The sequence below is a fragment of the Dyadobacter arcticus genome, assembly GCF_011762185.1.
Classification (GTDB): domain Bacteria; phylum Bacteroidota; class Bacteroidia; order Cytophagales; family Spirosomataceae; genus Dyadobacter; species Dyadobacter arcticus.
Genome location: NZ_JAASQJ010000004.1, coordinates 235,431 through 257,867, shown reverse-complemented (window position 1 = coordinate 257,867; position 22,437 = coordinate 235,431). Strand labels below are relative to the sequence as shown.

The window sequence follows — 22,437 nt, the reverse complement described above, 5'->3', positions numbered from 1 at the left end:
ATTAATCCCTGTACTCCTCTCCAGTGAGGTTGATAAATAAGGATTGCAAACTGGAAACGTGGTTTGCAGCTTTCAAACCTTCTAATTCACCCTTAGCGATAACCTTTCCATGATCAATGAGCGCAATGTGTTTGCAAAATTCTTCTGCCTCAGACATGTGATGGGATGTGTAAATGATAGTAGTGCCTGATTCGTTGATCAATTGCAGATATCTGATAATGGCATTGCGGCTTTGCACATCCACCCCCACGGTAGGTTCGTCCAGAAATAGGATTTCAGGCTCATGAATGATGCCAATGGCCAAGTTGATCCGCCTTTTCATCCCACCCGAGAATGTACCGACTTTTTTATCTGCGGACTTCGCCAGACCCAATATTTCAAGAAGCTCCTCACGCCTGACTTCCAGCCTTTTTTTGGAAATGTTGTACATTGCTCCAAAGTAATCCAGATTTTGCCTTGGCGTTAGTTCCTGGTAAAACGCGTATTCCTGTGGAACAAAACCTATTTTGCTTTTACGTTTGGCATCTGAGATCTGTGAACCGTTCATATAATAATGAACCTGGCCGGAAGTTGGGGGAATGATGCCGCAGAGAATAGAGATAAGCGTTGTTTTCCCGGCACCATTTGGCCCCAGCAAACCGAAAACATCGGCACAAGCAATGTCAATTGAAACGTCGGTGAGGCTGTTCTCTTGAGAAGATTTATATCTTTTTGAAACGCTTTGGATTTCAATGCATACGGGAATTTCCATAGGTGCTCACTTTCCCAGGTTGAGTCCGGAAAGTTTTTGAAATGCTTCTTTTTCTACCAGACGGATATCTAGCAGCATATCGGCGATTTCATTGAAATCTTTTTGTTCGGTAAGTCTTCCTTTATATACACCAGCCATTTTGATCGCACTGGCGCGCCACATATCTCCTGCTTTTGTAAAATCCTCGGAAATGTTGGCAATGCGGTCATCCTGCATGTAAGCCGCAGCTTCTTCCAAAAATGCCCCGTAAAGAAAACGGAATCCCCCGCCTCCTGTGCCAATTTCCTCCTGCATCCGAACAATTTGACCGAGATATAAGCTTGCCTTTTTCAGACCGAGCTTATCACGCCATTTGCGAATGTTCCCCGAAGTATGTCTGATTCCATTGACACCTGCAAAATTCCCCGGAATGCGCAGCATATCGCGCACATTGCGGCGGATTCCGCTGACAATGCCCTTACGGATCATTTCATCAGTAATTGGTTTAACTTTTTCGGGGTAGTAAATATGGCCTTTCGGAGCCAGTGGCCCTTGCGCAAAACGAACGCGGGTCAGCTCAGGGCGGGTCAGCGTCGTTACATCTTCCATAACAGGATCGCTGATTAAATAGCGATCCTCATCCTGTCCGTAAACAATCAAATTATGTGCATTGAAATGGAAACGATATTCTTTGGGGAAATAGGTCAGGTGGAAAACGCCAACCTGGCAGCCGACAGGAACGCCTTCTTTCACTTTATAATCTAAAAATGCCTCAGCAGCAGCAGCATTGCTAAATTTCTTGCGGGTAACCTCTACTCCCAGCGATTTGCATGTTCTTTTAAAAATAGCCCCAGGCATAGTCCTGAAAGAAATAGCCGGCCCGTTATTTATCGTAAGAAAGGGAATCTGAATGTAAAAAAGGCCGGAACCCATTCCAAAAGCAAGCGGTTCGGTCATAAATTCCAAACCTTGATGGCGGAGCAAAGCAGTTGTTACTCCATTTTCGCAATGCGCTGTCTGTATATGACGAAATGCGTCAGTCGGGGTATCAATATTCACTGTTTCAACCTTTAAAATTTTTCAACTCACTTACAGTAATGTCAAAAGCACTGGCGTATTTAGCCAATTTGCGTTCGCTGAGATTCTTGAAAACAGAGGGTTTTAAATGTCTCTTCGTGAAGATGCTAAAATATCCCGTATAACCTGAAAGTACTCCTACATCCATTAATCTCAATTCCATAAAATAGTAAATCGGGCTTTTTTCCCCATTGAATACTGCTTGTCTCGCTTCCTCAATCCGTTCATTCACTCCAACCCAGGCACTGTCGAGCGCATCCTTTTTCACGTCCCAGCCATTGCTCAATGCAGTCTCATACTTTCCCTCTTCATTTTTGACATAGCACAATTCCCGGGTCAATCTGGAAAGTGGGCCGGGCTCTTGTGGTAAATCTTCCTTTTTCATGTCGACAGGGATTCAAAACAGAAATTTGGTTGGATTAATACATCAAGTTAACAAAAATATATTCTCCATTGTCACCTGTTTCCTCTAGCTGCCATGCGATCAGCAAACTGTCAGCAAACAGAACATATATGAGAATCTTGAACTTTCAGGCACTGCTAACAGGATCTTTTCGCCTTTTTTAAGCAATCCGCAATTAAATATTTCTTCAACCATCATATAAATAGATGCCGCTCCCACATTTCCCAAAGACGCAAGATTCGTAAACCATTTTTCTTTGGGGACGGGAATTCCAATTTCAATCATGGCATCTTCTATTTTACTTTCAAAAAAATAAGATGAAATGTGTGGCAGGAAATAATCGACATCATCCATTGCCACTCCTTTTTCGTCCAGGATACTTTTCAGGTTTGAAAACCCAAGTTTTACAATTTTTTCACTTAACAACTTGACATCTTGCTTAATGCTAAAAATTGACTTTTCAAGAATCTCTTCATTGGAGAAATCCTTGAAGCTTTTTAAAGTCCCGTCTTCCAGCTTGTGTGCACCCATATACATACAAGCCTCCTCTTCATTGGCGAATGAACACCCCTCAATCCATTCAATTCTAAGGGACAGGCCATTTGGATTCGGTTCGCCTTCAACCAAGAAAGCCCCCGCACCATCAGAAAGCATCCAGCGCAAGAAATCTTTGTCAAACGATACATATGGATTTTGTTCAAGGCGGATTAATTGCTGCACTTCCTCCTCAAACTGCTCTGCACGCAAAGAAGGCGAAAACCGCTCGGAAGCCGCAACAACAGCCATTTTCTTATCTTTCAACTTAATGGACATGTACGCATATTTCAGCGCATGCATACCAGCACAGCAAACACCGGACGGCGAAACCACCTCAATCGTACCTGTTTCAGGCAGCCAACCATGGATCATCACCCCGTGAGAAGGCATGATCTGATCGGGGCTGGACGTTCCGCAACTTAGCAAGTCAACCTTCTTGATCTTCTCAGGATCAGAAGCAAACAGGTTGTTGACCGCCAGGGCGGCCATTTCGGCATTGGTATGTGTCGGCTCTCCTTCCCTCGTATAAGCGTAATATCGGCTCTTAATCCTGTTATTCCTTAAAACGATCGATTTTGATTTGGAGGGTTTGCCGTTTATAAATCCTAAATACTGCTCCATTTCCTCATTGGGTATGGATTCATTCGGAAGAAATTTAGCAGCTCTGGTAATGTATGCTTCTGACATTGTACTGGTAAGTATTGACTCTATTAAGTTCATGTGCTCTAAATTCTTCTACTAGCCCACTCCGTAAAAATAGTCTTTTTCCTTCTTTATTTTACTTTGGCTAAAAGGCGCTATCAAAACGAAATAGAATGTCAATATGATCGGAGATGCTACAAAAAGAGCTATTAGTAAGTAATATTTAAACAAATTGACGAAAAATTTCCGCTTCTCGGGTGTGGTTCCTTTTTTCTTGATCAGCCCCGCCCATATCTTAAAAATCTTCTTCCCGCGCATTTCGATAAACCAAATGTCGGTAGGAATATTAATTAAGCCCAGAGAAAGTATCTGTTTTTGCAGATTTGTGAATTCATTCGTTTTGAGCGCATTACTCACGATTGTACCAAACCGGCCGGCGCCGTCGATATCGCTCTTACTTACTCCCGGCATAGGCAGGAGGTTCCATTTTCGCTCTTTGCGCCCGGTCAGCATCCAGTGGAAAATAGTAAGTACACTGACCAGATTTGGCTCGCGATCCATTAAGGGAATATTACCGACTAAAGTACCACCGGCTTTACGGATGTATTTTTTGATGCTTTCCTGAGAATTTAGCCACATATTTCTTCCTCCTATGATGGTTACAATCGGAGTTCCGTTCATTTTGTTCTGAAATGCGGGATCTTGGAGGAGTGCCGTGATGGGTAAGGATGGTGACAGGAACCAGGGCTGGTAACCAATCACAATGAGATCATACTTCTCCGAGCCATAACTAATAGGCTCTAATTGAATTGCTTCCTCTAAGACACATTCTGGCATGGTGTCATAAAACACCTCACTTTTCCAGGGAAAGTGTAAGGGCTTTACCGGCTTTATAATTAATCTCTCAATTTGCGAAGGGTCGAAGGGCGCTAAAAAATTACTGATGATCTCATGCAACTGTCCGGATTGCGAGTAGTTAACGACGAGTACTTTTCCCATTTAATCAATCCATTTATTCAATTACTTCAAATCGGCTTCCTTCAAAATTTTTGAATCTTTGGCATAGTCTGTAATTACAGATTTTAGTTTACGATCCAGCTGGCTGTAACCTTTTACAATGGCCTGCCTATCCTCGTTAAGTTCTTTGTTATATTTTAAAATGCCCGGTGCATTTTCCTGGATAGTGAGCCTAAGAAACCTGAATTCCGCGTTGGTGGGATTGCTTTTAATCTCGTCATCAAGCAAATGGACACCGTTTTTAAAGGTTTTGAGCTTACCTCCAACTCCCTTCACAAAACCCGCCTTTTTCATGGTCAAAGCACCTTTGTAAGCATTAACCCTCGATGTGGCTTCTTCACTTTCCAGGCTTGCCAGCACTTTATTAATTGTCGCTTCCTCCCCGCTAGAAAATGCCTTGTAAAAAGCATTCTTGTCAGCCTGGGCCAGTCCTGACGTACTTAAAGTCAGGAGACTTAAAAAGTAAATGATAACTACCCTTTTCATATTACTAATTATTTACGAATGCTTGATCGAAAAGGATTTTCCTCACGCTCTTTTCCTGCATTCCAGAATGGTATGGTAACTATCCCCGATCAACGGATAAATTTCAACCACATCGAAACCTGCCCTGCAAACCAGTTCTTTCATAACCCCAATACGGTACATTTTACTATTACCATTTGCCATAATCGTGAAATACAATGATGTTGCTACCAAACTGTAATGGGCAGCAGGATAATTCTGGTTATCAAAAAATGGTTCCAGGATAAACAGGGTAGTGTCTTCTGACGCAGCCTGGCATGCATTTTCGAGGATTTGTACTATTTGTTCCTCAGAAAAACAATCCAGAAACTGGCTCATCCAGATCACATCTGCGCCCTGAGGTATTTTTTGCTCAGTATCAAGTAAGTCAATCGGGTGAAAATCAATCCTTTCAAGCAGTCCTTTTTCAGCTGCATTGGCTTTGGCAACATTAAGTTGAACGGGCAGATCCAATATTTTGATTGCCACCTGGCTGTCGTGTCTACAGCATGCAAACGACCATTTCCCAGTGTTTCCTCCAATGTCAAAGAGCATCTTTGGATTTTTCTTGAAAACGATTTTTAATGCATTCGGAAAAGCATTGTCCGAATAATAGTGATCAAAGTCAAACCAGGAAGTTTTGGCTGGCTCCGGGAGTATGGATAACCCTTCGTAAATGGTTGGCCAATCGCCCAGCACTTTCAATCCCTCCGGCTTTCCTTTGACGAAGCTTTCCGTCATGCTTTTGGCACCCAGATAGCACACGTCATTCATGAAATTCATATTGACCCGGGTCATTTCATCTTTCAAGAGAAAGAACCCGATCTTACTAATTTTAATAACGCCTTCTTCAATCTCAACCACCCCTAAGATTTCAGCCGCCTCAAGAAGCAGGTTCACCGCATATTCTGAAACCGGCAGTTCTTCAATTATTGTACCGATGCTAACCCCTTTGCGATTGCTGTTTATAAACTGTAAAATCCCCAAATCCCTCAGCGCAATAACCGACTGAAAATACATCGGCCCGAACGCTATTTTTTGTGCTTCATACTTGGCCTCAACGGCCGACAATTCTGTTTTCATTTTAAACTATTGAGGTTCTTTTTTCTTTGCAGAAGAGGGTACGATCCTGTTTTTGTATTTGCGTCGCAGTTTTTTCGTTTTAAGGTCCTCCTCATGCCACTCGATGTATTTTCCCATTGTTCCCCTGAAACGCTCGAAAAAATTCTCCCTATCTGATAGCTTTTGAAAATCCGCTCTTTTTGTATGCGTCAGATCAATTTTGGGTTCATAAAGATTCAATATTTTAAGTGTGTCGATTACTGTTGGCATCAATCCGATGGGCAAGTCAAACCGTTTGATAAACCTGCGCATGTAACTGTTCTGGATAGGGTCGGTGGACAACGCAATTTTTGTAAAGCCATTGTCTTTTGCAAGCCTGTAAGAGTAATATACATTTTCGGTGCTGTGCTGCGCCCTTTCCTCTGTGAATAAATGTTCCTTTGGAACACCCAGCGCTTCGGCATATGTGGCCATCACCCTGCTTTCAATGTAGGGAGTGGCAACGGAAGAACCTGAAAAAATAATGTTTTTGGTGAAGCCTTTTGAATACAGATAATAGGCCCAATGGATCCTCATTTGCAGCACCATATCCCATTTTTGACCATTGTAAGGAAATCCGGGAACGATGATTGCGTCGTATGGCTGATCCTTGACACCTTTCTGAAAAGCCTTATCGGCCGCCCGATAAAGCATTTTGCCACACCCTGAAAGAAGAAGTGAAATGAGCAACGAGAAGATCAAAGGCCTGAATCGCACAATATTGGGTTATCAGTTTAAACAGTAAGCTGTGAAGCGTTCACCAAACCGGCAAACAAATCACAGCTTACAAAAAAATGCTATGGTATCGGTAATAAAATCTGATTTTTAAAAATAAACAATTCTATTCATTTTCTACGCTTTATAAGACTTGCTCCATTTTTTATAGAGTTTAGAGCCTATTTCCTGATTCACCTTGTAAACACCACCGGCCCAGTAATTCCTGAATCCAAAGCCACCAGCCTTACCTTCTACTTTTTCGGTATAAAGTACTTTCTTGGTTTTCAGGTCGATGAAAGTCACCCAAACGTTCAGTTTTTCGGTGATCTTGTTCAGTGATTCGACCACGTAGACGACGCCGACACCGTCTTTTTCGCTCAATGAATATTTGGCAACCGATTTTTTGACCTGATCTTCCGTAATGGCATATTCCGACTCAGTAATGTTCTCTTTAACATTTACTGATTTGTTGTAACTGATCATATCCTCTACTTTGGAAGCATACATATCGTCTTTAAGATTGAATGCTTTCTGAAGTGAAAACTTCTTAGGCTCCATTTCGATCAGGTTGTTCCAGCTCACCATATGCTGGTTTTGAATGGCAGCGGGATCAGTAAAGCCTATTGCGCCAACATATTTGGCCTGGGTAAAATCCAATCCAAGAAACACAAGTTTCGTTTTTCCGGCGAAAAGATCCGCCATGGTATTGTCTGCCGAAACAGATCCGGCACCTAACAGTAAAAGGGCAAAGAATAACATTTTTTTCATGATTAGAGACTATTTAGGAACATTGATTATTTGAGTTTTTTATCAAGGAACGATGCGAGCGTTTTTCCTGCTTTTGCATATGATTCGGCCAAACGCGCGCCTGTATCAAAATCCATCCCCATGGCCATGCTTCCCGGCACATTCCGCATACCCAACTCTGCAACCTTACTCGTTTTACTAGCCGATTCAACCAGGTCAATGGTATAGTCTACATAAGCATTTTTACGCATTACACCTACATTAAAACCCGGTTCTACAAAGTTGGTATGGACGATAAATGTGTATTTGGCATCCGGCCGCGATTGAACAACCTGCAGGCCTTTGTCCTCCATTCCTTTATTAAAAAGTTCTTCGAACTTCGGTTCGTAGCGTGCTTTCCGGTCGGCTACCCAGGATTTTTTCCAGTTATCGCCGCGGCCAGCTTCTTTGGCATTGTACTCGGCCGATTTTTTATCGAGATATTCTTGCTCGGTTGCAAACTTCCCTACGCCAAACTGGGAATAATCGTACTCGATATTCACTACTTTCTGACCTGACAAAGCATCGAGATCGCCGGATTTCAGTTCAACTCTTTGTGCATGGGAAACTTGGGAAAACATTGCCAAAATGGCCAAAAGGGGAGCGTAGATATACTTTTTCATTGTAGTAATTTGATTTTAAAATGGTAATAAAGGCTTCAAATATAGATTAATTTTTCAGGTTTGCGTTTCTCCTGTTTGTATATTCGGAAGGTAAGTTCTTCAGCGGTAACGAAGTCAAAAATTGGCGTCACACGAAGTCTCGATTTGAATAAAGAGTGAAGCATTTCCTTGAAAACTGCCGTTTGTAAATTCATAGGCAGAAGCACCGTAATTTCGTCATTACCGTACTCATTTTTTGAAACTACTACCTGATACAAGTCAATTTCCTTCACCATATCAAGCACATCGAAAAGCGCAGGCGGGAAAATCGTTGTGCCTTTAAACTTGATCATTTGCTGTTTTCTCCCCACTACCGGCCCCAACCTCGGACTTGTCCGACCGCAGTTGCAGGGACCATAATAAACATGACATAAGTCGCCGGTCTTGTAACGTAGAAGCGGCATTCCCTCCACCCCAAGCGTGGTCACCACCACCTCACCCAATCCACCTTCCTTTACTGCATTCCCGTTCTCGTCCACTACTTCCAGAATCAGAAGGTCCGGGTTTAAATGTCCTCCTTTTCCTTCTTCACATTCGGTGAATGCTGCGCCCATTTCGGTGGAAGCATAAGTCGAATACAATTTCACATTCCATTGAGAAGTAATTCTTTTACCTAATTCATTCAATGTAAAATCAGGGTTTCGGATCGGTTCACCAATGCAAATAATCGACTTAATGCTGGAAGATTGAAAATCAATATTATTGGCAGTCGCATAGTCAATCAACCTTGGAATGAATGATGGAATCGCAATGATAACTGTCGGGAAAAAACGCTGTATCGACTCCCACTGCAAAAAAGGAGCACCTGGCCCTACCCGGATCATTCCGGCCCCCATCTTTCTCGCTCCCATCCAGTAAGCCAGACCAGCCATAAAACGGCGGTCTATCGTGGTCATGAGCTGGTAAATATCCGTTTCGCTCCCGCCTGCACATTTGAATGATTCCGCCTCATTGGTTGCCAATCTCTCGATATCCGAGTCGGTCAGGTAATATGCGACCGGGTCGCTTAATGTGCCGGATGTGGTCACAAAATCGGCGACCCTGCTTTTTGGTACACATAAAAAATCATCGTTCGCGGCAGCCAAATCATCTTTCGTTGTAAACGGCAGCTTTACAAGGTCTCCGGCAATGACGATCGAATCAATGTCTATACGATGTTCCAGAAAAACCTTTTGATAATGTGGCGAATGATCTCCGACATAGGATAACAAATGTTTTAGCCTATGCTCAGGGGTATCATGGTGCATATCGGTCATTTAGAATCGGGTTTGGAAGAAAATAATGCATACTTAAACTTTTTACATTCAGCAATCCGCCGCCTGATCTCGCTTTCTTCATTTAATGAGGATACGTCGTGCTTCAAAGCTTGCTCGTAATAGGTTATTGCTTTTTTAAAGCTTTCTTTCTTCTTAAAATAATCGCCCAATGACAAATAAGTGAGATAACTCCTGGGATTATTGGCTACAAATGCCTTTTCCGCGGAAGATGAGAGCTCAAAAGGAACATCCAGTAGCACATACTTGCTGATCCGATGCCTTACCTCTTTGAATGCCTCAAACTTTTTATAGTCAATGGATTTTACAAACGGATCTTCCTTAATTTGCAATGAATCAATACTTCCCAATGCTGCTTCTCCCGAAAATGAGTCTCCAAGATTGTAGCAAATGAATTCACCAAGCTGATAAGGCGGTGTTGAAATCCACATTTCCTTCTTTTTCGGCTTGAATAGAATTCCATGATGTGCAATCAATTGGTTTAGGGACTTGGAGTTACCATAACCTATGAATTTGTCGTCAACGCCATCTTTATCCCTCAAAATAGCCGCAGCGCCCTGAACATCCATTGGATACGACCGGCCCATGAGTTGCGTCATGCGATCAAACCGCGATTTGGAATCGGTATCCTTAATGTTCTCAATGTTGACAGAATCATTCATGAATGCACTGCCCTGATAATGATTGGCGCAAACGAGGTAATCCTTGCCGGAATCGTAAACATCCATTTTTTGCGGTGATTTTTCAATGATGACGGCCTTATCGTCAGCCGCAGACCCAATCAGCAGTGATTCGGATACGAAAGTTTCGCTTTTAGCCGCAATGCGGTTCGCTTCTTCGATTGTTCCCGCATATTGTAAAATCTGCCGGGCCAGGATCGATATCGGCTCTTTTGCCGTGAATGGCATGTCCGATTTGGATGCGTTCAAGGTTACTGTGATGCCTTTTTCATTCATGCCGGACACAACACCTGTAAGACCTGCCCAGGCATAAGAAGCATATTTATATCCCTTATCGGGTTTCAAGAAAACGATCAGCTTATCTTCTGCAAAGGCATCGCCCATGTAAAAGTCGAAATTCCGGGCGATCAGCAATGTGGAATCTTTTGACAATGCGTGGTTCACGGCAAATGAAGTACAGCCCACCATATTCAGGTCTGCGAGCGCATGCCCGATATCGTGTGCCGCGTGGTAGTTCAGGATCCTGTAATATTTGGGGCCGATGTAATTGAACCGGTCTGAAAATGATTGGGATACGCCATAAATTTCCTGCTGATTTTCCTCGGGAATATATTTATAAATATCCCTGTTGAACCAGCCAACAAATCCTTTCAAAACCTGTAAAAAAAATCTACTGGGAATCAATTCTCTGATCTGACTTACAAAATGCACCTCCTGTTTTTCCATTAACTCTTTTGCGAGAATGCCGTAGATCAGCCCTCGTTCATAAGGTGCGCCTTCCAGGTACATTTCCCAAATGCCGTATTTATTCTTTTTAAGCCAGCAATTTCCGATCGCATAATGGTTTTCTGCCACCTTTACGCGTTTGTAACTTTCGGTAGTTTTAGTACTTTCAAGCTTGGGTGCGGGAACATGGATTCGCCAAAGGAATAACCCAAACAATAATCCGATCACCAGGAAAAAAATAAGGAAGGATTTGAGAACGTTGCGTGCTATTTTATTCTTAGGCCACATATCAGGTTAGAACAGGCTGTGTGCAATGCGCCTGCTGAGGTATCAAAATTAACAATAATGGGGATCAGTTATATAAAAAGGATTTCAGAAGATGCATTGCTCGGACTTTGGCAGGTCACCGAAACCTGGGAAGAAATGCGGAATTTACTCCATTTGTCAGTCGCAGATCAGAAAGTCTTCGATGAGAAAAAGACCGATATTAGGAAACAGGAGTGGCTCGCCTGCCGCGTTCTCCTGAACAACATGATGAAACGAAATGTGGAGATAGGTTACGACGATCATCGAAAACCTTTTATTCTTGGCGATGAAACGTCGATTTCCATGTCGCATTCCGGTTCGTATGTGACGGTGTATCTGGACAAAAATAACCCGGTTGGCATTGACATTCAGAAACTTAAACTGTCAATTGCAAAAGGCGCCGATTACTTTTTGCACGAAACAGAAATGGATTGGGCAGATCTTGAAAACAACGTTCTGCTCCACACCATTTGGTCGGCAAAGGAATCCGTTTTTAAATATGCGGGTAACCTGGATCTGGATTTAAAAAAACATATCCTCACTAACTCATTTTCAGGCAACCAAAAAGGCCTGATTGAAGTTAACCTAATAAATCAAAATCGTTCTGAAATGGTCCGTGTGCAGTATGAAAATTTTGATGATTATGTCCTTACCTGGACCATTTGAACATTACCACCATAATCTAAATTGACATGCAGAGATTTTCCTTCTTCCTCCTACTCCTCTTCACATTAAAATTATCTGCCCAAGTTCCTTCACTTTCTTCGAGTGAAATTTTTCAAAATATTAGGAAGCTTAATGTGCTGGGTTCGGTGCTTTACATTGCCGCGCATCCCGATGATGAGAATACTTTAATGCTCTCGTATCTGTCGAAAGATCAGTTGGTTAGAACTGGCTATCTTTCACTAACCCGTGGAGATGGCGGTCAAAACCTGATTGGCGCTGAACAAGGATACAACATTGGCGTGATCAGGACGCAGGAATTATTGGGAGCGAGAAGGATCGACGGCGCACAGCAGTTTTTTTCCAGGGCCTACGATTTTGGTTTTTCAAAAACGCGGGAGGAAACATTGAATTTTTGGGACAAGGACAAGGTATTGGGCGATGTGGTGTGGATGATCCGCAAGTTTCGTCCGGACGTGATCATCACCAGATTCCCGCCCGATCCACGCGCTGGCCACGGACACCATCAGACTTCAGCATATCTGGCGGAAGAAGGTTTCGGGCTGGCAGCAGATCCCAAAGCATATCCGGAGCAGCTCAAATTTGTAAAACCCTGGCAGGCAAAACGAGTGGTTTGGAACAGTTACACACCCAATTTTACCAATAATCAACCTACCGAAGAAAAGAACCCATACATTTCCATTGAAATCGGTGGTTTCAATCCTGTTCTAGGAAAATCATATACCGAAATCGCTGCGCAAAGTCGTAGTCAGCACAAAAGCCAGGGTTTTGGCAGTTCACCCCAGCGCGGATTGCGAACAGATTATTTCTTACACAAAGCAGGGCAACAAGCCGAAAAAAGCCTTTTTGATGGCGTTGATACTTCCTGGAAAAGAATTAAGGGAGGCGAAAAGATACAAACGCTGGTTTCTCAGACTATCAAAAATTTCTCCGTCAGCAAACCGTCTGCATCAATCCCCGACTTGCTGAAAGTGAATGCAGAACTGAGTAAGCTCGATTCTTCTGACACATATATCAAAGCAAAAATAGATGAAGTTAAGGATTTGATCCTGCAATGTGCGGGCTTGTGGTTTGAAACCAATCCGGATAATTTTTCTGCTGTTGCCGGCGATAATGTATCTGTTCGCATCTCAGTCGTAAAGAGATCCGACTATCCGGTCAAGCTTATTTCAATGAATTTCACAGGAAAAGGGCAAGACAGCCTGTCAAATCTCACTTTGAATATCAATAACATTTATTCCTTTCAATCTAAGCCCACTTTGCCCTCGAACCTGAAAATCAGTCAACCCTACTGGCTTGAAAAACCATTGGAAAAAGGAACATTTCAGATTGATAATCAGCAGGATATAGGTTATCCCGAGAATAGGCCTGAAACAAAGACAACTTTTAATTTCGAGATCGGCGGGCAAATATTCAGCATAACACGACCCTGGATCTACAAATTTACAGATCCTGCGGACGGAGAAATTTATCGACCGTTTGAAATTAGGCCGGCGGTGACCGCAAGTATTATTGAACCCGTTTACATCTTCTCCTCCGCAGATCCGAAAACGATTACAATGGTTGTGCAGGCACAACATGATCAGGTGAAAGGCTCCGTGAGTTTACAACTGGCTGTTGGTTGGAAGTCGGTTCCCGAATCCGCCGACTTCGATCTGCCTAACAAATATCAGCAACAATCTTTCACATTTCTGATCACACCACCAGTTGGTAATCAAGAAATTACGGTTAAAGCTATTGCGACAATTGACGGAAAAACCTACGACAAATCGATTAAAACCATTGCATATCCGCATATCCCGAGTCAAACCATTTTTCCCGTATCCGAAGCAAGGTTGGCAAAAATTGATGTAAAAACCACCGCGAAGAACATTGGCTACATTGCTGGCGCCGGGGATGATGTACCCACAGCCTTACGCCAGATGGATTGTCAGGTAACCATGCTCAATGAGGCAGGTTTGTCCAAAAACTTGGATGGTTTTGATGCCATTGTTGTGGGTGTGCGGGCTTACAATACAGAAGATTATCTGCCCAATTATCAAGAGAAATTAATGGATTATGTTAAAAATGGCGGGACAATGGTCGTTCAATACACCATACCTGCTCTGAAAGTAAAGAAGATCGGGCCATTTAACATTGAGCTTGGCAGGGAAAGAGTTACAGAAGAAGATGCTGAAATGCGCCCATTGAATCCCGAAAGCCCGCTTTTGAACTACCCCAATAAAATCACTGAAAAAGATTTCCAGGGTTGGATCCAGGAGAGAGGGCTATACTTTGCCCAGAAGTGGGATAAGAAAGACTATCAAGCGATTTTTTCAGCAAATGACAAAGATGAAACCCCAAAAGATGGCAGTGTACTCTATGCCCAATATGGTAAGGGACATTACATTTATACAGGATTATCCTTCTTTCGCGAGCTGCCAGCAGGTGTTACCGGAGCGTACCGGTTATTTGCGAATATGATTTCTATTGGTAAAAAGTAATAAGCGTTACTTGACGTTCTTTCTGCGATTGCGCTGAAAATCTTCCAATACAAATCCGCCCAGTCCTTGCAGGTTGCTGTAATAGGCACGGCCATTGTTAACTTGCGTGAAATTCTGCACAAACTGTTTCAAGTAGGGATCGGTCGCAATCATGAAGGTTGTGACCGGAATATCCAGTCGACGACACTGCGCTGCCAATGTCAGGGTTTTATTTATGATCTTTCTGTCAAGGCCAAAACTGTTTTTGTAGTAGCGGATACCTTCTTTCAAACACGTCGGTTTACCGTCGGTTATCATGAAAATCTGCTTGTTACGGGTTTTTTTGCGGCGTAAAATGTCCATTGCAAGTTCGAGCCCGGCTACCGTGTTGGTATGGTAAGGGCCTACTTCCAGATAAGGCAAGTCTTTGATCTGGATCTGCCAGGCGTCATTTCCAAAGACGATAATGTCCAATGAATCCTTTGGATATTTGCTTCTTATTAACTCAGCCAATGCAAGCGCAACTTTTTTGGCAGGTGTGATCCGATCTTCTCCATATAAAATCATCGAGTGGCTAATATCGATCATTACGACAGTCGCAGTCGTTGTTTTTTGTTCCCGTTCAACGACTTCCAGGTCATTTTCCATCAGCATAAAATCACCTATACCGTGATTGACCTGTGCATTTTTGATGGATTCAGTCATGGCGATCTGATCGAGCGTATCACCAAACTGAAAGTCGCGGATGTCGCTGCTTAGCTCGTCTCCCACACCCAAATGCGGCGTATGATGGTTTCCGCCTGTTTTTGATCTTTTGAGTTTTCCAAATATTTCATCCAGAGCACTTTTCCGGATGCTTTTTTCGGCTTTGGGTGTCATTACAATCTTACTCTTTCCTTCTTCCTTTTCTTCAGTGATATAACCTTTCTTTTTCAGGTCGTCAAAAAAATCGCCGATACCATACGAATCATTCGTCAAGGTGTATTGGCGGTCGAGCTCGCTAAGCCAAGACATAGCTTCGCTTACATCTCCAGAAGTCATTAACAGCAATTGCTGGAAAATATCGAACAGCTGATCAAATTTGCTATTTACGCCTTGCTCCGCTGGTATGAATTTCGAAAAACGATGTCCCCGCATTGTAGAGAAATATTGAAAAGGTATTGAAAAAAGAGACGGCTACTCTCTGAGTTATTCGAAAGTAGCCGTTATTAATTAGACCTGGCGAAATTATGCCTCCTCAGCACAGAATTCTTCAAATGCCATTTGCAAATGTTGTGCAATCATTTCAGCTGAACGGCCTTCAATGTGATGACGCTCCACGAAATGGATCAATTCCCCATCTTTAAAAAGAGCCACGGCTGGTGACGACGGAGGATAAGGCAATGTATACTCGCGCATTTTGGCGGTAGCCTCTAAGTCAGCACCCGCGAAAACCGTAGCCAGGTGATCCGGTTTGATATCGCTTCTTGTCAAAGCCGCTCTCACACCCGGACGCGCAGCGCCTGCCGCGCAGCCACATACTGAGTTGATAACAACCAAAGCTGTTCCTTTTGTATTCTGCATAAAATTGTCAACTTCCTCAGCAGAGGTAAGGTCTTGAAAACCAACATTAACCAACTCGGCTTTCATTGGGGCCACTAATTGTGGTGGGTACATATTCTTGTTGTTTTAAGTTATCGTTTTGTTTTTTAGCTTTTAGCGATTGGCTGTTAGCTTTTTATTATTTCAAATTAAGCGCCGAAATACCATAACCGACAGCCGAAGTCATGTTTCACATGAACCCTAGTTCCAATTTGGCCTCTTCCGACATCATTTCGGTTGTGTATGGCGGATCGAATGTAAGTTCGACGCTTACGTCGTTTACGCCTTCTACTTCCCTGATTTTCTGCTCAACTTCTCCGGGCAATGTTCCTGCGGATGGACAAGATGGCGAAGTAAGTGTCATGGAAACAAACACATTGTTTACGGGAAAAACTTTTAAATCGTAGATCAGTCCCAGCTCATACACATCAACCGGAATTTCCGGATCGTACACGGTCTTGATGGCCTTTACTACTTCTTCCCTTAGTTCTGAATCTGACATTGTGGAGTTATATATTAATCATTTAAACGTTAATGGATTTAGCCTGAAATGCAAATCCGTATGCTCTCATTTGTTTTAACATTGCCGCCAACCCATTGGATCTTGTTTGGGCAAGATGTTGGTGTAGACCCACTCTTTCCATAAAATAAAGGTCGGCTCTAGAGACTTCCTCGGGAGTATGACCTGATAATACTTTAACCAGCATACTCACCAATCCCCTCACTATGATCGCATCGCTATCTGCTTCGAACTTCAAAAGATCCCCTTCCATGTAAGCATTCAGCCAAACCTTGGATTGACAGCCTTTAATAATATTCTCCTCCGTCTTGTACTGCTCTTCCAGCGGGGGAAACTGTTTTCCGAGATCAATGATATACTCGTACTTGCTCTCCCAGTCATCAAACAATTCAAAATCCGAAATTAGTTCGTCCTGTATCGCGTTTATCGTCATTGTCCTATTAATTATGCGACAGCTGTTTTAGTTTCCACCCAATTGATCAACGATTCCGCCATTTTTATCCCTGCAGTTGAAACTTCGGCTACCAAATTTCCGTCATAACCCATGGCCAAATGAAGCGTGTCATATGCCCCATTGAAAGCATTCAAAGCCTTTCTATCCATTTTTGCGATCCGCTCTTTGTACCAGTCGACATCTTTCCTCCGCTTGGTATTATTGTCAAATAGCGCGTCCAAGGCAACCAAAACACCTGTGTAAGCAGCATGTCCTGCCAGCTTAACATATTTTTTGTCCTGATAGTAGCCATCTTCCTTTCCGGCTTTCTCTCTCAAAATCTCCTTTGCATTATCCAGATAACGCTTTGCTTCTTGTATTGTGTTGGGCATATGTGTATGTAGTTTAGTTTTGATAGGAAGGCCCGGGATGGGTCAATTTAAGCAAAATTATCCAAGCATTTTTTTCACTTTATGCAAGCCCCGGATCAGCTTGTCAATTTCTTCAATCGTGTTGTAAACAGCAAAAGAAGCGCGCGAGGTTCCGGTAATATTGAAACGATTCATCAGCGGTTGGGTGCAATGATGCCCCGTCCGAATTGCAATTCCTTGTTGATCCAGCAACACGCCAATATCTTGATGATGAATGCCGTCGATAACGAATGATAACACACTCACTTTGTGTTTTGCCTTGCCAATAATTTTCAAACCATCAATCTCACCGACTGCCTCGGTGGCATAAGTCAGCAATTTGTTCTCATACGCCGCAATATTCGGTTTGCCAAGATTATCGACGTAATCCAATGCAAATTTTGCTGCTACCACATCGGCGATATTCGGGGTACCCGCTTCAAATTTGTAAGGGAGCTCGTTGTAAGTGGTTTTTTCAAAGGTGACTTCTTTGATCATTTCACCTCCCCCACGGTATGGTGGCATCGCGTTTAATAAATCCCTCTTTCCATATAAAATCCCCATTCCGGTCGGCCCGTAAATTTTATGCAGGGATAGGCAGTAAAAATCACAGTCAAGATCCTGCACATTGATTTCTAGATGGGAACTTGCCTGGGCGCCATCGATTAAAACCTTGGCCCCTACTGCATGTGCCTTTTCAATGATTTCTTTGACAGGATTAATTGTTCCGAGAGAATTGGAAACATGCACGACAGAAACGATTTTGGTGCGTTCCGTGAGCAATTTCTCATATTCATCCATCAATATCTCTCCATCGTCATTGATAGGGATCACTTTCAAAACGCAACCCCGTTCCTCGCAAAGCATTTGCCAGGGAACAATGTTCGAATGGTGTTCCATTGTGGAGATAATCACTTCGTCGCCTTCTTTCAAGAATGTCCTGCCGTAGCTTGATGCGACCAGGTTGATCCCATCGGTGGTGCCGTAAGTGAAGATAATTTCCTCAGGATAGGCTGCATTCAGGAATGCCTGCAATCTTCGTCGCGACTGCTCAAATGCAGAGGTCGCCTTTTCGGCTAAATGGTGGATTCCCCGATGAATGTTGGCATTATAATGCTCATAATAACCCGCAAGAGCGTCCAGTACCAATCTCGGTTTTTGTGTAGTAGCCGCATTGTCAAAATATACAAGCTGCTTTCCATTTACCACCTCATTTAATATGGGAAAATCATTTCTGATGGAATTTATATCAAGGGAATTGCTCATCGTCATTCGTGTTTAAGAAAAAAGCCCAACCCAAAAAATTGAAGGTTGGGCAGCAATATCAGGTGCCGGAGATTCCGGGAAATATTTTACTTCGAAGTGAGTTTCTGGGCAATAACGCCTTCCAGATACTCCCGAATCGAATCGATTTTGATTTGAGATACCACATCCGCACAAAAAGCATACATTAAAAGCGCCATGGCTTCCGGTCTTGAAATCCCGCGTGAACGCATATAAAATAATGCTTCTTCGTCGATCTGGCCAGTAGTAGTTCCATGTGAACATTTCACATCGTCCGCAAAAATTTCGAGCTGCGGCTTGGTGTTCATCGTCGCCTCAGGTGAAAGCACAATGTTTTTGCACGACTGAAACGCATTGGTTTTCTGTGCATCAGGACGCACAAAGATCTTACCATTAAAGACGCCTTTCGACCTGTCCCGAAGGATACCCTTATACAACTCATTACTTTCCGAGTTAGGCTTTCTGTGATCTGCAACCGTATGATTATCAACGTGCTGCGTTCCGTCCGGAAAGTATAAACCGTACATATGGGCCTCACAACGCTCACCGTCCAATATAATATTCAGGTTATTCCGTGTGAAACGACCATTCAAAGTGACTGTTCCCGCATAAAATTGTGAGCGATCAAGCATGCGAACCTGGGTGGTGCCAATGTGATAAGCATTTTCACTTTCATTTTGCACTTTATAGTATTCCACGCCCGCTTCTACACCAACATATATTTCGGTAACCACATTTGTGAATGAACGCGCACTTCCCAAAGTCCTGAATGCCTCCGCAATCTTCACATGTGCATTGCGGCCGACAGCTATGATATTTCTTGGCTGGCTTCCCACATTCTGCTCCCGGGCATCGCTTACAAAGCGCAGCACGATCGGATGAGTAACAGTTTGATTGTCTGGCACATGAATGAAAATTCCATCCTGGGCAAACGCCGTATTCAATGCTGTGAACGCATCTACCTCTTCCTTTGCCAATTCGTTGAAATAAGAATTAACTAAGGACGGATTTTTCTTGTAAGCTTCTGGTAAAGAACTGATTGTAATTTCGGTTTCAGGAGATACCATTTTGCTCAAACCGGCAGCATAATGCCCATTCACAAAATAAATGATATTAGCATCCTGTTCCGGAATTCGCAGATCTTCCAGGTCTGACAAACCTACCGTAGTATCAGCATTAAAATTGTAAGAAGCACTAATCAGGTCTTTTACGCTGGTATATTTCCACTCCTCATTCCGGATCGTAGGAAATCCCAACCGATCAAACTGGGCAAGGGCTGCACGTTTTTTCTGATGGAATTCAGACGAAGCTTCACCATTCATTACTGACTCACGGGCGTGAAAATCTGTAATAAGCCTGGTTTTTAAATCTATCGTTTCGATACTCATTGACAATTGATTGATACTTAACTTACTGCTTCAACTTCTGCCTTGATCCAGTCATAACCTTTTTCTTCCAACTCGAAAGCCAGTTCCTTAGGCCCGGATTTCACAATCCTACCTTTGTAAAGGACATGCACAAAATCAGGGATAATATAATCCAGCAGACGCTGGTAGTGGGTCACTACAATGGTCGCGCGTTCGGAAGAACGAAGGGAATTAACTCCCTCAGCAACAATACGCAATGCATCAATGTCCAGACCTGAATCAGTTTCATCCAGAATAGCCAGTTTAGGTTCCAACACAGCCATTTGAAAAATTTCATTCCTCTTTTTCTCGCCGCCTGAAAACCCTTCATTCAGGGCCCGTTTAAGAAGCGAGTCGTTCATGCTCACCAATTTAGCCTTCTCACGAACCATTTTCAGGAATTGTGCAGCGTCCAGCGGGCTCTGACCTCTATATTTGCGGATTTCATTTACCGCAGTTTTCAGAAAATTAATGGTAGTAACCCCCGGGATTTCAACAGGATATTGAAATGCGAGGAAAATACCTTCTGCAGCCCTATCTTCAGGAGCCATTTCAAGAATATTTTTTCCGTCAAATGTGACATTTCCAGCAGTAACTTCATATTCCTCTCTTCCAGCCAAAACAGATGCTAAGGTACTTTTGCCGGAACCATTAGGCCCCATGATAGCGTGCACTTCTCCCGCTTTCACTTCCAGGTTGATGCCTTTTAATATTTCCTTGCCTTCAATTGAGGCATGTAAGTCATTAATATAGAGCATATTTGATTTTATACTTAAAATACAGTTCTTGGTAATTTACCGCAAAAGTAGCATGCTTTCGGCGTAAAAGAAAATGATGATATACGGTCAAATGCGCCTGCGATATATAATCTACAACCTATTTGCAGGCTATGTTGTTCCCGCCAATTGCATATTTCTAAATCGAATACCCAGACAACCAGTTTGTTACAAGAATGCAGTTTTTAATTGATTAAGAAACAATTACTTTGCAATCCATGGTTTTCCAATACCTCGTTTATGACAACAGGATCAGCTTCCGGCTCCGCCATTAAAGTCTCATCAGAAACCGGCACATTAAAAAGACTGCTCATTCACAGCCCGGACCGAGGTTTGGGAAAAGTGGTGCCCAGCAAGGCGCAAGACTGGCTTTTTGAAGATATAGTACACCTGGATACAATGAGGCGGGGTGAATACGATTATTATGTAAAATTGCTCCTCTACTTTCTTGATCCAGACAAGATCAAAGGACGGGTTGGCGAGATCGACAATGACCCTTCGCGCTCTTTCTTTATTCCGGGCTCGGAAAATTACTTTGCTTCTGATTGTGTGGTTGATATTCAGCGATTGCTGGGAGAGATACTGGAAGACGCGCAAACAAGGGTGAAATTAACAGCCGCCATTTGTGGTATCGAAAGGTGCTCTTATCGCATTCAGGAAGAATTATACACTTACGATCCGCACGAACTTGCCAAGATTTTCATATCTGGTTCATATTCAGATAAAAGGATGCTCTTTGCACCTTTACCAAACCTGATTTTTACGAGGGATATTGGTATTGTTATCAATGATCATATTCTGCTGAACAAGCCGGCAAAGGCTGCAAGAACAAGAGAATCCATTCTTGCGCAATTTGTCTTCTTTTATCATCCGCTTTTTGAGCATATCCGGGAAAACCTGATTGAGATACCGGAAAATGAAAGGCATTTCCTTCTTCCCGACGATGAAAAAGCAAGTGATTTTCACCGCTGCACCCTGGAAGGCGGAGACGTAATGATGGTCTCCCCCAAGCACCTTTTAATTGGTTGCAGTGAAAGAACTTCTCTTTATGCCGCGCAGCAGGTAATGAAAATTCTGTTCGATAAAAATATTGTCGAAAAAATCTCCATAATCAAAATCCCGAAAAAAAGGGACTACATGCATATCGATACCATATTTACCCAGGTGAAAAAAAACATTTGGGTGCTGCTGGGTTCACTCGCCAGATTGGGGGATGAAGCTAAAAAGAAAGACGTGCTCCATTTCTTTGCTCCGGCCGATAATCGCGGCGAGTTCAGGATTTTACAATTCAGGAAGGGAAACGCGAAGCAGCCAAGAGAAATCGAGAACCTCGAAGACCTTTTATCCGAAATAAGTGCGGAAGATCTCGGTGCAAGTGAACCGGTCAAATTTATCTATTCCGGTGGAAATGAATTCCCATATGGCGAGCGTGAACAATGGACAGATTCATGTAATTTACTCGCGTTGAAAGATGGGGTTGTGATCGGTTATGACCGGAACGACAAGACGCTGGATGCTTTTCGCAAAGAAGGTTTCAAAATTATCACCGCCAAAGATCTGCTGGAAAAGTTTGAAACAGATGAACTTTCACCTTCCACACTAGCAGATACCTTCATCATGCTTCCTTCGGCAGAACTTTCGAGAGCAAGAGGCGGATCACATTGCATGAGCATGCCATTGCTTCGCGAATTTTTGTAAATTAGACTTGCCAGACTTGCC

Annotated in this window: 23 protein-coding genes; 3 read left to right on the top strand and 20 right to left on the bottom strand. The window is 43.0% G+C overall.

The features are described 5' to 3' along the window. Position 1: 1 nt before the first annotated feature. From FHS68_RS19960 to FHS68_RS19905, 12 genes are all read right to left on the bottom strand, one after another. A complete protein-coding gene (locus FHS68_RS19960) occupies positions 2-751 on the bottom strand; it encodes an ABC transporter ATP-binding protein (RefSeq protein WP_167273968.1) in 750 nt (249 codons plus the stop codon). A gap of 6 nt (positions 752-757) precedes the next feature. Then, positions 758-1,789 (bottom strand): BtrH-related acyltransferase DarH, encoded by a 1,032-nt coding sequence (gene darH, locus FHS68_RS26700; protein ID WP_167273964.1) that lies wholly within the window; start codon positions 1,787-1,789, stop codon positions 758-760. Between the two features lie 4 nt (positions 1,790-1,793). Further along, positions 1,794-2,192, bottom strand: coding sequence for a flexirubin biosynthesis protein DarG (gene DarG / locus FHS68_RS19950; RefSeq protein WP_167273962.1), 399 nt, complete (start codon positions 2,190-2,192; stop codon positions 1,794-1,796). A gap of 99 nt (positions 2,193-2,291) precedes the next feature. Continuing rightward, positions 2,292-3,434 (bottom strand): dialkylresorcinol biosynthesis protein DarB, encoded by a 1,143-nt coding sequence (darB, locus tag FHS68_RS19945; RefSeq protein WP_167273959.1) that lies wholly within the window; start codon positions 3,432-3,434, stop codon positions 2,292-2,294. A 51-nt stretch (positions 3,435-3,485) separates the two neighbouring features. Continuing rightward, entirely contained in the window at positions 3,486-4,388 is a 903-nt protein-coding gene (locus FHS68_RS19940; protein ID WP_167273956.1) for a hypothetical protein, read from the bottom strand. Positions 4,389-4,409: 21 nt separating this feature from the next. Continuing rightward, a complete protein-coding gene (locus FHS68_RS19935; RefSeq protein WP_167273954.1) occupies positions 4,410-4,892 on the bottom strand; it encodes a hypothetical protein in 483 nt (160 codons plus the stop codon). A gap of 42 nt (positions 4,893-4,934) precedes the next feature. Beyond that, entirely contained in the window at positions 4,935-5,993 is a 1,059-nt protein-coding gene (locus FHS68_RS19930; protein ID WP_167273951.1) for a methyltransferase, read from the bottom strand. A 6-nt stretch (positions 5,994-5,999) separates the two neighbouring features. Next, a complete protein-coding gene (locus FHS68_RS19925; protein ID WP_310588610.1) occupies positions 6,000-6,728 on the bottom strand; it encodes a YdcF family protein in 729 nt (242 codons plus the stop codon). Positions 6,729-6,863: 135 nt separating this feature from the next. Further along, complete coding sequence (locus FHS68_RS19920; RefSeq protein WP_167273948.1) at positions 6,864-7,496, bottom strand: hypothetical protein; 633 nt, start codon at positions 7,494-7,496, stop codon at positions 6,864-6,866. Between the two features lie 26 nt (positions 7,497-7,522). Beyond that, complete coding sequence (locus tag FHS68_RS19915) at positions 7,523-8,137, bottom strand: hypothetical protein (RefSeq protein ID WP_167273945.1); 615 nt, start codon at positions 8,135-8,137, stop codon at positions 7,523-7,525. A gap of 35 nt (positions 8,138-8,172) precedes the next feature. Next, on the bottom strand, positions 8,173-9,432 hold the full coding sequence (flxY, locus tag FHS68_RS19910; protein ID WP_229211982.1) for a flexirubin biosynthesis putative acyl-CoA ligase FlxY: 1,260 nt from the start codon (positions 9,430-9,432) through the stop codon (positions 8,173-8,175). Then, on the bottom strand, positions 9,429-11,144 hold the full coding sequence (locus FHS68_RS19905) for a C45 family autoproteolytic acyltransferase/hydrolase (RefSeq protein WP_167273943.1): 1,716 nt from the start codon (positions 11,142-11,144) through the stop codon (positions 9,429-9,431). The genes flxY and FHS68_RS19905 overlap by 4 nt, the downstream gene beginning before the upstream one ends. A gap of 57 nt (positions 11,145-11,201) precedes the next feature. Here FHS68_RS19905 and FHS68_RS19900 point away from each other — a divergent pair, with 57 nt between their 5' ends. Together FHS68_RS19900 and FHS68_RS19895 are read left to right on the top strand one after the other, a co-directional pair. Next, complete coding sequence (locus tag FHS68_RS19900) at positions 11,202-11,828, top strand: 4'-phosphopantetheinyl transferase family protein (protein ID WP_167273940.1); 627 nt, start codon at positions 11,202-11,204, stop codon at positions 11,826-11,828. Positions 11,829-11,854: 26 nt separating this feature from the next. Next, on the top strand, positions 11,855-14,329 hold the full coding sequence (locus FHS68_RS19895; protein ID WP_167273938.1) for a PIG-L family deacetylase: 2,475 nt from the start codon (positions 11,855-11,857) through the stop codon (positions 14,327-14,329). Between the two features lie 6 nt (positions 14,330-14,335). Here FHS68_RS19895 and FHS68_RS19890 read toward each other — a convergent pair whose 3' ends face one another. The 8 genes from FHS68_RS19890 to sufC form a co-directional block, all read right to left on the bottom strand. After that, positions 14,336-15,445, bottom strand: coding sequence for a vWA domain-containing protein (locus tag FHS68_RS19890; protein ID WP_167273935.1), 1,110 nt, complete (start codon positions 15,443-15,445; stop codon positions 14,336-14,338). A gap of 90 nt (positions 15,446-15,535) precedes the next feature. Further along, positions 15,536-15,964 (bottom strand): BrxA/BrxB family bacilliredoxin, encoded by a 429-nt coding sequence (locus FHS68_RS19885; protein WP_167273932.1) that lies wholly within the window; start codon positions 15,962-15,964, stop codon positions 15,536-15,538. Between the two features lie 115 nt (positions 15,965-16,079). After that, a complete protein-coding gene (locus FHS68_RS19880) occupies positions 16,080-16,391 on the bottom strand; it encodes an SUF system Fe-S cluster assembly protein (RefSeq protein ID WP_031527608.1) in 312 nt (103 codons plus the stop codon). A 22-nt stretch (positions 16,392-16,413) separates the two neighbouring features. Next, positions 16,414-16,842, bottom strand: coding sequence for a SufE family protein (locus FHS68_RS19875; protein WP_167273931.1), 429 nt, complete (start codon positions 16,840-16,842; stop codon positions 16,414-16,416). Between the two features lie 11 nt (positions 16,843-16,853). Beyond that, positions 16,854-17,234: a DUF5618 family protein gene (locus FHS68_RS19870; RefSeq protein WP_167273928.1), complete on the bottom strand. Its 381-nt coding sequence runs from the start codon at positions 17,232-17,234 to the stop codon at positions 16,854-16,856. Between the two features lie 57 nt (positions 17,235-17,291). Next, positions 17,292-18,518 (bottom strand): cysteine desulfurase, encoded by a 1,227-nt coding sequence (locus FHS68_RS19865; protein WP_167273926.1) that lies wholly within the window; start codon positions 18,516-18,518, stop codon positions 17,292-17,294. 86 nt (positions 18,519-18,604) lie between these two features. Beyond that, complete coding sequence (gene sufD, locus FHS68_RS19860; RefSeq protein WP_167273923.1) at positions 18,605-19,924, bottom strand: Fe-S cluster assembly protein SufD; 1,320 nt, start codon at positions 19,922-19,924, stop codon at positions 18,605-18,607. Between the two features lie 17 nt (positions 19,925-19,941). Continuing rightward, positions 19,942-20,700, bottom strand: a complete 759-nt coding sequence (gene sufC, locus FHS68_RS19855) for a Fe-S cluster assembly ATPase SufC (protein WP_167273921.1) — start codon at positions 20,698-20,700, stop codon at positions 19,942-19,944. A 258-nt stretch (positions 20,701-20,958) separates the two neighbouring features. Here sufC and FHS68_RS19850 point away from each other — a divergent pair, with 258 nt between their 5' ends. Further along, positions 20,959-22,416, top strand: coding sequence for an arginine deiminase family protein (locus FHS68_RS19850; RefSeq protein ID WP_167273919.1), 1,458 nt, complete (start codon positions 20,959-20,961; stop codon positions 22,414-22,416). Positions 22,417-22,437: the final 21 nt, after the last annotated feature.

Coding starts and splice junctions, on each gene's coding strand:
- FHS68_RS19960 (WP_167273968.1), bottom strand. CDS start 751: ATGGAAATTCCCGTATGCATTGAAATCCAAAGCGTTTCAAAAAGATAT.
- DarG (WP_167273962.1), bottom strand. CDS start 2,192: ATGAAAAAGGAAGATTTACCACAAGAGCCCGGCCCACTTTCCAGATTG.
- darB (WP_167273959.1), bottom strand. CDS start 3,434: ATGTCAGAAGCATACATTACCAGAGCTGCTAAATTTCTTCCGAATGAA.
- FHS68_RS19940 (WP_167273956.1), bottom strand. CDS start 4,388: ATGGGAAAAGTACTCGTCGTTAACTACTCGCAATCCGGACAGTTGCAT.
- FHS68_RS19935 (WP_167273954.1), bottom strand. CDS start 4,892: ATGAAAAGGGTAGTTATCATTTACTTTTTAAGTCTCCTGACTTTAAGT.
- FHS68_RS19930 (WP_167273951.1), bottom strand. CDS start 5,993: ATGAAAACAGAATTGTCGGCCGTTGAGGCCAAGTATGAAGCACAAAAA.
- FHS68_RS19920 (WP_167273948.1), bottom strand. CDS start 7,496: ATGAAAAAAATGTTATTCTTTGCCCTTTTACTGTTAGGTGCCGGATCT.
- FHS68_RS19915 (WP_167273945.1), bottom strand. CDS start 8,137: ATGAAAAAGTATATCTACGCTCCCCTTTTGGCCATTTTGGCAATGTTT.
- flxY (WP_229211982.1), bottom strand. CDS start 9,432: ATGACCGATATGCACCATGATACCCCTGAGCATAGGCTAAAACATTTG.
- FHS68_RS19905 (WP_167273943.1), bottom strand. CDS start 11,144: ATGTGGCCTAAGAATAAAATAGCACGCAACGTTCTCAAATCCTTCCTT.
- FHS68_RS19900 (WP_167273940.1), top strand. CDS start 11,202: ATGGGGATCAGTTATATAAAAAGGATTTCAGAAGATGCATTGCTCGGA.
- FHS68_RS19895 (WP_167273938.1), top strand. CDS start 11,855: ATGCAGAGATTTTCCTTCTTCCTCCTACTCCTCTTCACATTAAAATTA.
- FHS68_RS19890 (WP_167273935.1), bottom strand. CDS start 15,445: ATGCGGGGACATCGTTTTTCGAAATTCATACCAGCGGAGCAAGGCGTA.
- FHS68_RS19885 (WP_167273932.1), bottom strand. CDS start 15,964: ATGTACCCACCACAATTAGTGGCCCCAATGAAAGCCGAGTTGGTTAAT.
- FHS68_RS19880 (WP_031527608.1), bottom strand. CDS start 16,391: ATGTCAGATTCAGAACTAAGGGAAGAAGTAGTAAAGGCCATCAAGACC.
- FHS68_RS19875 (WP_167273931.1), bottom strand. CDS start 16,842: ATGACGATAAACGCGATACAGGACGAACTAATTTCGGATTTTGAATTG.
- FHS68_RS19870 (WP_167273928.1), bottom strand. CDS start 17,234: ATGCCCAACACAATACAAGAAGCAAAGCGTTATCTGGATAATGCAAAG.
- FHS68_RS19865 (WP_167273926.1), bottom strand. CDS start 18,518: ATGAGCAATTCCCTTGATATAAATTCCATCAGAAATGATTTTCCCATA.
- sufD (WP_167273923.1), bottom strand. CDS start 19,924: ATGAGTATCGAAACGATAGATTTAAAAACCAGGCTTATTACAGATTTT.
- sufC (WP_167273921.1), bottom strand. CDS start 20,700: ATGCTCTATATTAATGACTTACATGCCTCAATTGAAGGCAAGGAAATA.
- FHS68_RS19850 (WP_167273919.1), top strand. CDS start 20,959: ATGACAACAGGATCAGCTTCCGGCTCCGCCATTAAAGTCTCATCAGAA.